This window comes from Sphingobacteriales bacterium (assembly GCA_016719635.1).
Lineage (GTDB): Bacteria > Bacteroidota > Bacteroidia > Chitinophagales > JADIYW01 > JADJSS01.
In genome coordinates this window covers 42,546-56,381 of the sequence record JADJYT010000002.1, presented here as the reverse complement: position 1 = coordinate 56,381, position 13,836 = coordinate 42,546, and the positions used below count along the sequence as shown (strand labels likewise).

General features: G+C 41.7%; 9 protein-coding genes and 1 pseudogene. 4 read left to right on the top strand and 6 right to left on the bottom strand.

From position 1 onward, the window contains the following. Window positions 1-16 precede the first annotated feature (16 nt). The 4 genes from IPM95_04465 to IPM95_04450 all read right to left on the bottom strand — a co-directional run bounded on the left by IPM95_04465 (window position 17) and on the right by IPM95_04450 (window position 6,794). Window positions 17-1,609, bottom strand: a complete 1,593-nt coding sequence (locus IPM95_04465) for a GMC family oxidoreductase (GenBank protein ID MBK9328567.1) — start codon at window positions 1,607-1,609, stop codon at window positions 17-19. 156 nt (window positions 1,610-1,765) lie between these two features. Next, the gene (locus tag IPM95_04460; GenBank protein MBK9328566.1) at window positions 1,766-5,371 is read right to left on the bottom strand and encodes a DUF4011 domain-containing protein; all 3,606 of its coding nucleotides are present in this window, start codon (window positions 5,369-5,371) and stop codon (window positions 1,766-1,768) included. Between the two features lie 79 nt (window positions 5,372-5,450). After that, complete coding sequence (locus tag IPM95_04455; GenBank protein MBK9328565.1) at window positions 5,451-5,819, bottom strand: RNA-binding protein; 369 nt, start codon at window positions 5,817-5,819, stop codon at window positions 5,451-5,453. Between the two features lie 138 nt (window positions 5,820-5,957). Continuing rightward, a complete protein-coding gene (locus IPM95_04450; GenBank protein ID MBK9328564.1) occupies window positions 5,958-6,794 on the bottom strand; it encodes an alpha/beta hydrolase in 837 nt (278 codons plus the stop codon). Window positions 6,795-6,863: 69 nt separating this feature from the next. On the opposite strand from IPM95_04450, the gene IPM95_04445 reads away from it, so the two are divergent. After that, a complete protein-coding gene (locus IPM95_04445) occupies window positions 6,864-7,928 on the top strand; it encodes an endonuclease/exonuclease/phosphatase family protein (protein MBK9328563.1) in 1,065 nt (354 codons plus the stop codon). 36 nt (window positions 7,929-7,964) lie between these two features. Continuing rightward, on the top strand, window positions 7,965-9,185 hold the full coding sequence (locus IPM95_04440) for an arginine deiminase (GenBank protein MBK9328562.1): 1,221 nt from the start codon (window positions 7,965-7,967) through the stop codon (window positions 9,183-9,185). A 135-nt stretch (window positions 9,186-9,320) separates the two neighbouring features. Here the strand turns inward: IPM95_04440 and IPM95_04435 are convergent. Together IPM95_04435 and IPM95_04430 are read right to left on the bottom strand one after the other, a co-directional pair. Continuing rightward, window positions 9,321-9,658: pseudogene (locus tag IPM95_04435) on the bottom strand (Crp/Fnr family transcriptional regulator). 534 nt (window positions 9,659-10,192) lie between these two features. After that, window positions 10,193-11,479, bottom strand: a complete 1,287-nt coding sequence (locus IPM95_04430) for a hypothetical protein (GenBank protein ID MBK9328561.1) — start codon at window positions 11,477-11,479, stop codon at window positions 10,193-10,195. Window positions 11,480-11,598: 119 nt separating this feature from the next. On the opposite strand from IPM95_04430, the gene IPM95_04425 reads away from it, so the two are divergent. Both IPM95_04425 and IPM95_04420 read left to right on the top strand, forming a co-directional pair. Next, on the top strand, window positions 11,599-13,011 hold the full coding sequence (locus tag IPM95_04425; protein ID MBK9328560.1) for a tetratricopeptide repeat protein: 1,413 nt from the start codon (window positions 11,599-11,601) through the stop codon (window positions 13,009-13,011). Between the two features lie 66 nt (window positions 13,012-13,077). Continuing rightward, complete coding sequence (locus IPM95_04420) at window positions 13,078-13,809, top strand: shikimate dehydrogenase (protein MBK9328559.1); 732 nt, start codon at window positions 13,078-13,080, stop codon at window positions 13,807-13,809. Window positions 13,810-13,836 lie beyond the last annotated feature (27 nt).

Below are 13,836 nucleotides of genomic sequence, written 5' to 3'. Positions count from 1 at the left end.
GTATTGACCGTATTTTTTATACAAAATCTTCAGCGATTATATTTTCCATGGCGCGTTCCGCTAATGCAGCTATGGTTAATGCAGGATTGGCACAACAGGAGAAGCCGGGCATCATGGAGCCGTCTAAACAATATAAATTTTCATAACCCTTTAATCTACCATACGTATCACTTGCTAAGCCCAATACGGCACCACCAAGCGGATGATAGGTGAAATCATCCCCAAATCCTTTTCCGTTAAAATAAAACAACCGATCCAGGGAGCCGCCGTTGGCTGCATTCAGTCGGTCTATAAAGTTACCCATGGCTCTTCTGGATAACTCCATCTGGCTGCTGTCAAAATATAATTCGGCGTTATCTGTTGCAGGATTATACTTAAAATAACCCCGGTTTGGATTCTTCGTAATAGCAAGGGTCAGTAACTGTTTCAGTTCCATTCCAATCGGAAATGGCGCCTGTTCAGCCAGCAACGGTGCAACGGGATTGTTTAGATCTCCATAAGCCGTTACCGGAACGATACACTGGTCAGCGCCTGTTTCTTCATTCAGCAGGACTCTCATAGCCATCACATTGCCGTTATTGCCCCAGTGTTTACCCACTTCATCGTTGAGATTCACGAGTCCTCCCAGATATTTTGATTTTAGGAGTATCTGCATGGTGCCCACCACGCCTGCATTCACAAACAGATGTTTGCAGGTATATATTTTGGTGTATTCCGTATCGCCCTGTTCATTTATCTTCAGTACGTTCACTTCATAGCGTCCGTCCGGCAGTTGTTTTACAAAATCTACTTTGTGCAGGGTTTCGATCGTTAAATTGCCGGTTGCTTTTGCAGCAGGAATATAATTCCTGTCCAGGCTGTTCTTATAGCCGTTGTTGGAACCATACAGCAACTCACCGCCTAACGATGATTTTTTTTCCGTGCCGTTCATTTCCCCGCGAATGATAGTAAAGTCGACACCGGCATTCAGCATGACTTTATCCATGCCGGCCTTTTCACAATGTGATAAGCCTACGCGGGCATACTTGTAATACTTTGAATTTAAGATGTCATCGGGTACTTCGCTGAAATTTAAAATGCTTTTTACTTTAGGATACCACTTGTCTGTCATTTCGCTGTATTCGACAAAAGGAAAATATTCATTCCACATGGATGGTTGTGCATACGGCAGCATCGCTCCATATACGACAGAACCACCACCCAGACAGGTACCCCTGTAAATATTCATATAAGATGTCGGAAACGATACTTTATCCAGCACACCTACATACTTCGGAATATCAAACTGAATGGTCGTTACAGGGGCTGCTGTCTTTCTCTTTAACCAAAAGGAACGACCGTCCGGGTTCAGTGTTTTTGTAAAGACCTCTTTGGATGGATTGATGTCATATTCTTTGCCCATTTCCAGCATCAGCGTTTTCTTTCCTGCTTTTGTAAGTCGCAAGGCGGAAACTGAAGCACCAAATCCGGAGCCAATGACGATGGCTTCATAGTCATTTACACTGGGAATCACTTCTGCTTTACTGCATCCCGATAATGGTAGGGTGGAGGCTAATCCTGCTGCAGCGGAAAGTCCGATAAACTTTCTTCTGGAAAGAGATTTTTTCATGAATTATAATAATTAGTTACGGCTAACTAAAAATAGTGATTTGTTGATACTTTTTGTACCTGCAAACAGATTAATTAGACAAATTTTAACAGAAATCTATATTATTTGACAAATATCAAATCCACCAAAAACCTACTATTTTTAAAGGCACTCTTTTTAGGATAAGATGCGGCCTATTTTTTCCAGTTCAGATGCCGGATTTTTCCACCAGTGGTATGACCATAAATGATAGGTTAGTATACCATACTCTGCCAGAATCTTTTGCCGGTGCAGTTTTGTCCTGTAGGAAACTTCGGGATGGTAGTGTCCGGTTTTCTCAAAGTCTATATGCAGAAACGGGAGCTTGTTTTTATAAAGAATAATGTCGAGCGTAAAACCGCCAAATGTATAATCCTGCTGAACATCTTCCCCGAAATATTCTTTAAGTGCGGCATATACACGATTCTTAAAGGGGGTGGCTGTATCGGTTGGTTTGTTGTTAAAAAGCGGCGTATTGTTTTGCTGTAACTGATTCAGTATAAATTGTACCTGCTGTTCATTGTGTTCATGTTTTGCTTTCACAAAAGCCAGGTAGGCATAAAAGATACTTTTTCCCTGATTGCCTTTTTGTTTCAGTTCCATTTCAAAATTCATAAAGACGGTTTCAGGAATGGACGTGAATACATACAGGGAATGTTTCGCTCTTGTAATGATGACATTGAGCAGCTGATAACCTTTTTCCTGAGAGAGCGGGCCGAAAAGCTGCCTGAATTTTCCGTTCTCGTCTTTACCGAATGTAGTGGAAAGTAGCATGATGTCGCGTTCATCTCCCTGGATGTTTTCCAGATTTTTTACAAAGAGCCCTTTGTCCAATAGTTCCCGCAATAGTTCATTTTTCTGTGTTTCTGCATACGCCTGTTCATACAGTTGATCTAAAATTAAGTCACGTTGGAAGATATTAAACGTGGCAATTCCGACAGAGGGATATGCGCCGTTTGTCTTTTGAAGCTGATAGATGAACGTAACGATATCAGATGCCTCTTTTGTATTGGTGCCTTGTGTGTAGGTTCCTTCTGTGTTTTTATAAATCAGTGCAGGGTAATGTTCTTTCTCCGGCATAGGTATCAGGCGGGATTGATAAAAAGCGTGATTGGAGAATTGTATCAGGTCGGGATGCAGTGAACGGTAATGAAAATCGAGGTAGGAATTTTTATAGTTGGCATCGTCTGCATACTCCAGGAGCGATTTGCTTTCCGCCAGGAAGCTTTCCGTTTCTTGCGCTGATTCCTCTTCTTGCCAGAAAATGGTTTCACTGCCAAAGAAGTTGCTGGGCGGCATCTGGTGCTTGTCTCCGGAGATGATTTTTATTTTTCCTCTTAATAGGGAAGAAAAGGTATCTTCGATTCTCAGCTGGCTGGCTTCATCTAAAATTATAAAATCAAATAAATCCTCCTGAAACGGTAGAATGGAGGTGCATACCGACGGGTTTACCATTAAAACAGGAAACAGCGTAGTAAAGAAATCAGTATCGTGATGTACGATTTTCCGGAGAGAGTTCCGGGTGGCGAATTGCTTGTTCTTCCGCTGGTTGTAGAGATACTTCAGTTCGGTGATGTCTGCATTTTGTAACAGCTGATGGATGTTCTCCTGCCAGATATGGTTTATCTTATCACAAATGGGTTGTTTTAGTGATACGTCTTTTTGTCCGAGCTCATTGTACAATTGTTGCGTGTCATCTTTCAGGTTATTCTCCATTGCCGTTTTCAGGATAAACTGATTCAGGTAGTAGGTCGTGAAAATGGTTTCCCAATCCGTATCGCCCGTAGTTGCTATTGCATTCAGTATATTTTGAGTGTTGGAGTCTTGTTGGAGGATATACTTCCGGTATTGATAATAATCGGAGAATAAGTGCTGCTTTTGCAGGAGTTTTTCTGTTTGAATTCTCACATGCTGTAAAGGTGGAAGCAGTATTTCCATTTTTTCCAGATTGTCGGTGGAAATGAAGTTAACTCCGAAGGACGGATATACCTCTGAATATAACTTGATATGGGTATAAACTGACAGACAACTCTTTTTCTCTTCTTTTATTTGCCTGTAGGAAGATAAAAAGACGGACAGGACAGCTATCTTGAAATGAGTAATGCCGGTCAGTAAATTAAAATCATCCTGATATGTATTAAGATTGGCTTGAAGCGTGTTTTCTAAATTGCCGCTGAGTTGAAAGAGAGCGGTCAGGCTGTCAAATAGCTGCGTTTCATCAACAGCACTGTCAGATAGGTTGGAATGGAGTTGTTCAAAGATAACGGCATCTGCGTGAACGGTTGAATACAAATGATGAGCTGCAATAATTTTATCTTTCAGGGAAAGGTATTCTTCAAACGAAAATTGATAATCGCTGCTGCGAAGTAGTTTGTTTAATGAGTCTGCTTTGGCCGCTACCTCAGGATTTGAATTCAGGATGGAGCTATTGCAGAGTAATTCCAGCCAGGTATCATCACCGAATACGGTCGTTTGGGTTAAGTTTATTCTGAAGTTGATTTCTTCCTTTAGCGATAAAAATTGTCCGTGCAGCATTTCATAATCATGACTCCTGAACCGTACGGCAGGGGCATTGCTTTCAATGATGGCGCGAACCTGTTCTACCATCTTTTTTCGGTCAGTATATACATCTTCTATGATAGCGCAAAGATGTTCCAGGTTCTTTGATTTTAAATTATTGTACAGCACTTCCATCGCCGTGCGTTTCTCACAAACGACCAGCACTTTCTGTTTATTCAGTAATGCCTGCGTGATGATGGCCGTGAGCGTCTGGCTTTTACCTGTTCCCGGCGGACCCTGGATAATCAGGTTATGTCTGTTGCTTAACTGATTCAATACATTCTCCTGGCTGGAGTCCAGTGCTATGGGTGTAAGGACTTCGCCGTCAAAATAATTAGCTGTCTGTAGGTTGCTTGTTTCCTCATTCCTGATTGAGGACTGTTTGCGCAGCAGATTTTCCACATCCCGGATGATGGGCTGTTTCTGCATTTTATAAAGCCCGAATATCGCACTCCAGCGTATCCATGGTTTTTCTTTGGTACAATTTTCAATCGCTTCTTTGTTTGAACCCGGCAGCAGCGTGACAATATTTTCATCCGCGGCAAAGGGTATATGCATTTTTTCTAACAATCGTTTGCAAAAGACATTCAACTGTTTCTCTTCCAAAAAATCATCTTCGAGGAGCGCTTCGAGGTCATCGGTTTTTATTTGCTCCTGCTGTTCAAAATGGGATTGCAGCAGTTCGTTGAAGATGAGCGGATGCTCTTCATTCCGGGAAATGATCCAGGTATTGTTTTTTCGGGTGTCTTTATCAATGGACAAATACCAGATTAGCAAAGGAGCTTTGATGATTCTTTCCGGATGATTGGGGTCACGTTTAATCAGTAACGGATAACCGAATCCGAAGGTGCTGTAGCCGTGTTCTGAAAACTCTTCCTTATCCTGATATTCCAGATGGTTCAGACGCCTGATGATACGCTGAATGATTTTTTGATGGTCTTCGTTTTTATCTTTCCAGGCTTCCGGCTCAACGGTAATGGAAAACCGGAAGGATTTTTTAGTCAGCAGCTGTTGTAGGAAGGATAAATGTAAGCTTTGCTCTATCGTCGCCAGATCGTAAACATCCAAACGCGCAAAATTCCCGGGCAGCGCATTGAGATGTATACTCCTTGCATCACCGCTTTTCAGGCGAACCAGTAACTTTTCTAAAAAGGTGTTTGAATACATGGCAGTCTTATCCGCCACAATTTACGATACGCATTTTGTTTTTACCAATAAAAAAAGCCTTCGAAAAATCGAAGGCTTTAAAGTATGTTGGTTATTATTAATACCTTTTTTTGTAGTCACTGCCACCGCCGTAGCCGCCTTTGTTATAGCCGCCGCCACCGCCGCCTTTGTAACCGCCACCGCCGCCTTTGTAACCGCCGCCGCCGCTTGATTTTTTGTACTCCGTTTTAGGACGAGCTTCGTTTACGGCTAATGCTCTGCCTTCCAGTTCGTACTCATTTAAAGCATCGATAGCTTTTTGAGCTTCGTCATCGTTGGGCATTTCCACGAATGCATAGCCTTTGCTGACGCCTGTGTCTCTGTCTTTGATTAATTTCAGAGATGCGATTTCTCCGTGCTGAGAAAACAATTCCTGTAATTGTTCGTCAGTCACTTTTCTTTCAATGTTTGCAACAAAAATGTTCATTTTTTTTTATTTAAAAATTTTAAAATAGGGCTACATACTTTTTAAAATCAAATCAAATGAACATTTACAACATTAGACAAGAAAAATTAAAAAGAACTATAGTTGAACAAAGATACAATTAAAATCTGAATATGAGCACTATCCGGTCAATTTATTACACCAGTCCAGCACATTCTGCAGAACCTGTCCCTTTTCCGGCTCATTATGGCATTCGTGGTACAAGCCCGGATATTCAATGAAGGTTACATTTTTTCCCGCGTTGGCAGCAAATTGTTTGCTGGCATCAAAGGAGGTAAGCTGGTCGGCAGTGCCGTGAAACAAGAGCGCTGGCAATGTCAGTTTAGCGGCGTTGGTTACCGCCTCCTGGCCGAATTCAATCAGTTCGATGCCCATCTTGGAGGAAATGCTGTCAAACACCATCGGGTCGTTGCTGTATTTTTTCACCACTTCCTTATCTCTGGAAATGGCATTCACATCTAATCCGGAAGGAAGGGAAAAGGTCGGAATCAGGTTGCGCATGAACTTCCCGGCAGCGATTTTAATGGCAGGTGGTTCGAATGCGGTATTGAAAAACGGAGAAGACAATACGATGCCGGCCACCTTCGGATTGCGCTTCATGGCGAAATTGGCCACTACGTTTCCGCCCATACTGTGTCCGTATAAAATCTTCGGAAGGCTGGGAAAATGGATGTCTGCCTGCCTGTTCAGGTTCTCCACATCATTCATGAATTCATCATAGGAAGGGAAGTGTCCTCTTTTGCCTCCGGAGCGTCCATGCCCCCGATGGTCATAAGCAATCACAGCATAGTGGTTATCCGTAAAGAACTGAGCAACGTGTTCATATCGGGAACTGTGTTCGCCGAAACCATGCACCAGGCAAATCACCGCTTTTGCCGGTTGGGTTTCGTTTTCCCATTTTTGCCCGAAAATATCCAGCCCGTCGTTCGATTTCCATTTTAATACTGTATTTTTCATGCAGATTGATTTTATATTCTAAAATAAGCCTAAATTTAAGGTTCTTACCGTCATTCACAAAGTATTCACATGAAAAAATACGGCATGATACTCATTAAAATAATCCTTGCGGTGGCCATACTGTTCGGCATGTATGTAATAGGGGCGATTTTGGTTGCGCAGCTGACGGATTACAAACCGAAGGCGGAGGAAGCAGCGGAAGTGCTGGAACCTAAGGAAGCATTGCCGCTGCTGGAAAAAGATACGCTGGTGTTTTATGACTGGAATATCGGCTATTGCGGACTGGGAAAAGAATCCGATTTCTTTTACGATGGCGGGAAAATGGTGCGTCCTTCCCGGGTGTTATCCGAAAAGAATTTCAAAGGTTTTATGGAAACGATTGCAAAGTGGAAAGCAGATGCCGACTTTATCCATATTCAGGAGATGGACAGAAATTCCAAACGCAGTTATCATACCGAACAGTTTCAGCAGGCTTTTGAAACACTGGGGAATTTTAAAGCGGTCTTTGGCAAAAACTATGATGTGAAGTACGTACCCATTCCTTTCTTCGAGCCGATGGGAAAAGTACTGGGAGGTATAGGAACGTTTTACAAATACAGGGATGCGGAGAAACCGGTCAAGTATGCGTTCCCATCCAATTTCTCCTGGCCTAAAGGATTGTTTTTCCTGGACCGCTGTTTTGTGAAACATCGCTTCAACCTGAAGAGCGGCAAACAGCTCATTGTTATCAATACGCACAACTCCGCCTACGATGGCGGTACGCTGAAGAAACAGGAAATGGCCTATTTTAAAAAGTATATCACAGAAGAATATGCCAAAGGGAATTACGTCGTAGTCGGCGGTGACTGGAATCAGATTCCGCCCGGATATCAGCCATTGAAAGAAAAAAGCGATTATGAAGAGATGCCCGTTCCATCCGATTTTATTGAGAAAGACTGGGTCTTTGCATTTGACAAGAATGTTCCTACTAACCGCAAAGTTGATTTTACGTATGAACCCGGTAAAACCTATACAACTGTAATAGATTTTTTCCTGTTGTCTCCGAATGTGGAGCTGCTGGAAGTAAAAGGCGAGGATATGGGCTTTGAATATTCCGACCACCAGCCGGTGCGCATGGTATGCAGGCTGAAGTAACAATTAATGAATTAAATTCGAATTGAAGATAGTTTTATGCAGATAAACTCAGAAATACAAACATTACAGAAGGTGATTGTTCACGAGCCGGATATGGGCATTGACCATGTGTCGCCGGAGATTGCGGAAGAATTGCTGTATGACGACATCGTTTTCCTGCCCCGTATGATTGATGAACATTACCAGTTCACCGAAACATTGAGGCAGCTTTTGGGTAAAGAGAATGTCATCGAGTTTCAATCTTTACTGGAAGATATTCTGAAAAACGATTCGGTAAAAGAAGAGATGCTCGAATATATCTATGAGAAGGAAGATTTGAGCCTGGGCAAATATGAAAAACTGAAACAGATAGAACCGGAATACCTCGGTCAGGTGCTGATTTCCGGCGTGCATCCGGATAGTGAGGAAAGCATCATCAAGCCGCTGCCTAATCTGGTATTCACCCGGGATATCGGCTGTGTGGTCAATGATCATCTGATTGTTTCCAAGGCCAATAAGTCCGTTCGGTTACGCGAAAATTTCCTGAACAAGTTTATCGCTCAATACCATCCGTTGTTTGACTCTTTCAAAGGTAAGGTGATTGACTTCGTGACGGATGAAAACCTGGAAAAGGATTCGGATATGTCCATTGAAGGCGGTGATGTCATGCTGATACATCCGCGGCATCTGCTGATAGGAGAGAGTGAACGCACGAGCCTGGACGCCATCTTTGAACTGAAAAATTATCTGTTTGAACACGATGTGGTGGATTATGTGACGGTGGTGGAAATTCCCAACGAACGCTACTGCATGCATCTGGACACCATTTTTACGATGATCAGTGCGGAGACCTGTGTCGGTTTTTCGCCGTTGATGTTCGAGAAAAATGACAAGGTGGATGTCATCACCTATTCTAAAGACAACAAGCGGGCGGTATTGCATCCATCGCTAAAGGAACTGATGAAAGAAATTTATCCTGCCATGCAGTTTATTTCCTGCGGCAATGGCGTATCGCCGTTTCAGCAGCGGGAACAATGGACAGACGGGTGTAATTTTGTGTCGGTTAAATCCGGAGTAGCCTATTGCTATGAGCGGAATATTCATACGCTGAAAGCGTTCCGGGAGAATGGATTTTCCATTGTGAGTGCCAAACGGGTGCTGTCGGAAGCGTTTACACTGGAAGAACTGAATAAAACCATCATCACGTTGTCTTCTGCCGAATTGTCACGTGCACGCGGAGGCCCGCACTGCATGACCTTTCCAATTTCCAGAATATAGATTTATGGGGTTGTTTCACCTTTTCGCAGCCTGCGGATTGTTTCAGAACTAAGATAAAGTCAAAAAAAAGGTAATACGATAAATCTTACATTTCACAGTGAGGTATTCAGGTCATTAACTGACAAAGTCAGGTGATTATTTTATTCTTTTTCCTTTACCGTTCCGGATTCTGCTCAGAGTTTCAGGGGTAATACCGAGAAAGTTGGCGATATCCTGCAGCGAATAACGGTTAAAAATATGGGGTCTTCTTTCATCGTCAGTTCATAACGTTCTTTAGCATCTAAAGATTGCAAAGCCATAAGTCGCTGTTCAAAAAAGTACAAGAGGTCATTGTTGAGTTTCTGAAAGAAACCGGCAAATGGTTTTTGTTCCAGTATTTTAATAAAGTTTTCCAACGATATTTTTATACCATAGGTGTCTTCCACACAGGTGACCCCTTCATCGGAAGGCAGCTTTACAAAGAAGTTTTTCATAGGGGAACAAAAATTACATTCCGTTAAAAATCCGATAATGTGCTGGCCGTGTTGGTTTTCTGTATAATATTTTACGGCACCCTGGCAAATAAAATTCATATACTCACCTGTTTCCCCCACCTTAAATATAGTTTCATTTTTCTCCCACATACCATATTGCAAATATTTTTCTATACCCTCGAAGTCTTTATCAGAGAATATTTTGAAGTTTTGAAGAAAATGAAAGAAATATTCTATACACTCTTCATGAGATGGCTTACTGCGTTGTTTGAATTTTAATTCGGGTGTGAAATTTTTATAAAAAACATTGGCCATGTTGTTCTGTTTATTTTCTTAGGTATGTTTCAATTCGAAAATACATATTTATTATGACAAATGTCAAAAATTTATCACTTTGTAGTTTTATTGATATGTGTCAACCTTCATCTGTTCATAATAAATTACCTTTAGTTAATTCTTTTGGGTAGAAACATAAATTCCTTATTACCCGTCGACCCAATATAGTTGAAGGCTGAACATTTGTTCAGCCTTTTTTTAGAATTTTAAGTCTCTGATTTTTTTGTGCAGTTCGAGCTTATGAAGGTCCAGCAGGAAAGATATCCGCTGTCCGAATTTTGGTGCGTTGGCCTTAAAATAATCTCTGTATTCCTTGCTCATCAGCAGTGGCAGGTAAACTTCAAATCCTTCATCAAAAAAGCTGAATAGGATACCCCCATCGTATTGGAATCCCTTAACCGGCAAAAGGTTGGAAGGGTTCAGGTGATTGTCGTAGGAGTAACCTAAATCAAAGAAAAATTTTATCGGAACGTATTGAATGGGAAAGTCAATCTTAAAATTCATTGCCAGCAACCAGTCTGCCGTCTGTCCGGTTTCAATGGCGTTTAAGGGAGTACTTACCTTAAAAAAGCCATCTGACTTTGTAATCTGATTGGCGGCAAAGCCCTGCTGTTCATTTCGCCCGGCATAGAAATCATCAAACAGGTAATTTTGCTCCCCCCGTTTGCCGTTTAAGTTAAATCCAACGTCCGGATAGAGCCTGAATTTGAAACGGCTGCTTCGCCATAAAAATCCTCCGACAAAAAAACGCAGATGAACACCGGTATTGTAGTTCTTCAACTGATAGCGAATAAAGGAGTTAACTTCCAGATAGCTTTTTACAAATGATCTGGATTGTTCCAGTGTGAAAGACGCCGTGAACGGAAAATTCCGGTCTGCCCGGGTGAATGTATATTTTAAAACATTGGCATAAAAACGGGTGAGGGTATCTTTCAAAACGGTATTTACACTGTCTGTGTAGGCAAACGTGAAGTCTTTTCGTAAAACAGTATGATGGGTGAATGAAATCTGGTGTGTCATTTTTTCCAGCCTCTCGGAACGATGGTTGAAGGTGGCGACGATTTCCGGGTGAATGGCATAATATTTCAATGGTTTCACAAAATCATAGTAGGTGAACGACTGGAATTTAACACCGGGTTTCAGTTCGGTCAGCACCCCTTTTTCAGGACGATAGTAATAATCGACATTTGCCGTGCCGCTCACTTTTCGGGATTTTATTCCGTAAAACAAGGTTCCGGTAAAATCTACATTCTTAACCGGCTGTTTCAGGTTGATGAGTGCAGCACCAATTTGCACCCCGTCATATTTATTGTAGGCAACAGCCGGAACGGCAAACGGAAATTCCCTGTTTTTACTGTCTGTCCACTTCAAATACTTCTGCTGAACGGAAAATAATCGTTTGAAACGAACTTCTTTTTCAGATTGAACGTTAATGGCTTCAATACTGTCTTGTCCGTAAACAGGGTAATATATTGATAATACCAAGATGTTAATAACTATTAAAAGGGGTTTCATATTTAACACTTAACTTTTCTATCAAATAGTATTACAATATTAACCATTAACTTTGAATTACTGACAAACTCACTCCATAATTATAGCCTATGAGTAGCTTTGAATTTGAAAATGAAGACGATCCCATCAACGTATCTGAGTTAGTAGCCCAATACGAACAATCCATACAGGGCGCTCAAACGCCCTTCTTTGATCAGGATGACTATGAAGTCATTATTGAATATTATGAAGATATGGGGCGATTTGATAATGCACTTGAAGTTGCGGAACAATCGCTGCTGCAGCATCCCTATTCTTCCATTCTGCTGCTGAAGAAGGCGCAGATTTATTTTGAACTGAAGCAACTGGACATCGCCCTGGATACATTGGATAAAGCGGAAATTTATGACAGTACCGAAATAGGCATTGGACTGCTGAGGGCTGAAATATTTACATTCCAGTCACGCTATAAGGAGGCGGTCTTTATCCTCCAGGAATTGCTGGAAAAAGCGGATAAAGAGGATTTACCGGATGTTTATCTTCAAATGTGTGATGTGTATGAAGACTGGGAGAAATATTATGAAGTCTATAACTGTCTCATCGAATGCCTCAGGATAGAACCGAATAATGAAGAAGCACTGAATCGTTTGAATTACTGCATCGAGATTACCGACCGGTATGAAGAAAGCATTCCGCTGCATCTGCGTTTGATTGATTTGAATCCGTATAATCAGTTTGCATGGTATAACCTGGCTTGTTCGTATCGCGGATGTGATGAGTACGAAAAGGCGATAGATGCTTTTGAGTATGTATTGGCCATTAACGATGACGCTGATTTTGTCTACCAGGATATCGCTGAACTGCATTTCAAAAAAAAGAATTTTACCAGGTCATTGGAGGTCATCAAAGAAATGTGCGAAACCTTTGAGGCGGATGACGAAATATTTTTCCTGCAGGGGAAATGCCATGAAGCGCTGGGCAATATGAAAATGGCGCGTTACTGTTACCGCAAGGCGGTACATGATAATCCATCCTTGTCAGAAGCCTATTTCAGAATAGGAGAGACGTACAAACAGGAAGGACTGTGGGAGCAGGCTTACAAATCCTTTCAAAAAGCCAATGAACTGGAAAAAGAACAGTATGATTTCTGTCTGGCGATGGCGGAAGCCGCATTGGAGATCGGAGAAACCGAAGTGTCTATCGATGCCTGTGAAACGGCAATTGATATCTTTGTAAAACGGTATGAAGCGTATTATATACTTTCCAGGATTATGGCGGACAGCGGCGATCTGGAAACAGCCAGACAAATTCTGCTGAAAGGCACAGAGGTTTGCAAAACCACCGTCGAACTCAATTTTGCATTAGCGGCGCTCGCATTTTTAGAAAATAAAAACAAGGAAGGAGAAGTGTTGCTGAGAGAATTGCTGCAAAGTAATTTCACTTCCCATGAATTGTTATTTGATTTTTCTGAAAAGCTGAAGGATAACCTTCAGATTCATGCAATCATCGCAGAATATAATTAACTAAAACTAAAATTCAATTGAAGTATTCCCACGAAAGTGGGAATACTTTTTTCTAAAAAATCAGGAATGAAGCAGTACGGATTGATCGGTTTCCCTTTGTCGCATTCATTTTCCAAAGGGTATTTCAAGGAGAAATTTGAACGGGAAAAGATTACTGATGCGGTGTACGATGTATTCCCGCTGGAGAGAATGGAACTGTTCAGGCATTTGTGCGAGCGGGAAGAAAATCTGGCAGGGCTGAATGTCACCATTCCGTATAAGGAACAAATCATTCCTTATTTAGATGAACTCGATGAAGAGGCGAAAGCTATCGGAGCAGTGAATACCATCAAATTTACAAAGGGCAAAAAAATCGGATATAACTCGGATGGCTTTGGATTTGAAAAGAGTTTACAGCCTTTATTGAAACCACAGCATACTGCCGCATTGATACTTGGTACCGGTGGTGCAAGCAAAGCTGTCGTGTATGTTCTGCAAAAACTGGGCATTCCGTTTCAGTTTATATCGAGGAATAAATCAAAAAACACGATCACTTATCAGGAACTGGACGATGCAGTTGTTCGGGAATCAACACTCATTGTCAATTGTTCTCCGGTAGGTATGCATCCACATACGCAAGAGGCGCCGGATATTCCTTATCAGGTCCTTACAGACAAGCATTTGTTATACGATCTGATTTATAATCCGGATGAAACGCTCTTTTTAAAATATGGGAAGATGCGACATGCGCAAACAAAAAACGGATTGGAAATGTTATACCTGCAGGCTGAACGAAGCTGGGAAATCTGGAACCGGTAAATGGAAAATTCGTATCTTCAAGGACTA

Bases quoted from the DNA above. Each gene is read 5' to 3' on its own strand.
- IPM95_04465 (MBK9328567.1), bottom strand. From the start codon at position 1,609: ATGAAAAAATCTCTTTCCAGAAGAAAGTTTATCGGACTTTCCGCTGCA.
- IPM95_04455 (MBK9328565.1), bottom strand. From the start codon at position 5,819: ATGAACATTTTTGTTGCAAACATTGAAAGAAAAGTGACTGACGAACAA.
- IPM95_04450 (MBK9328564.1), bottom strand. From the start codon at position 6,794: ATGAAAAATACAGTATTAAAATGGAAATCGAACGACGGGCTGGATATT.
- IPM95_04445 (MBK9328563.1), top strand. From the start codon at position 6,864: ATGAAAAAATACGGCATGATACTCATTAAAATAATCCTTGCGGTGGCC.
- IPM95_04440 (MBK9328562.1), top strand. From the start codon at position 7,965: ATGCAGATAAACTCAGAAATACAAACATTACAGAAGGTGATTGTTCAC.
- IPM95_04425 (MBK9328560.1), top strand. From the start codon at position 11,599: ATGAGTAGCTTTGAATTTGAAAATGAAGACGATCCCATCAACGTATCT.
- IPM95_04420 (MBK9328559.1), top strand. From the start codon at position 13,078: ATGAAGCAGTACGGATTGATCGGTTTCCCTTTGTCGCATTCATTTTCC.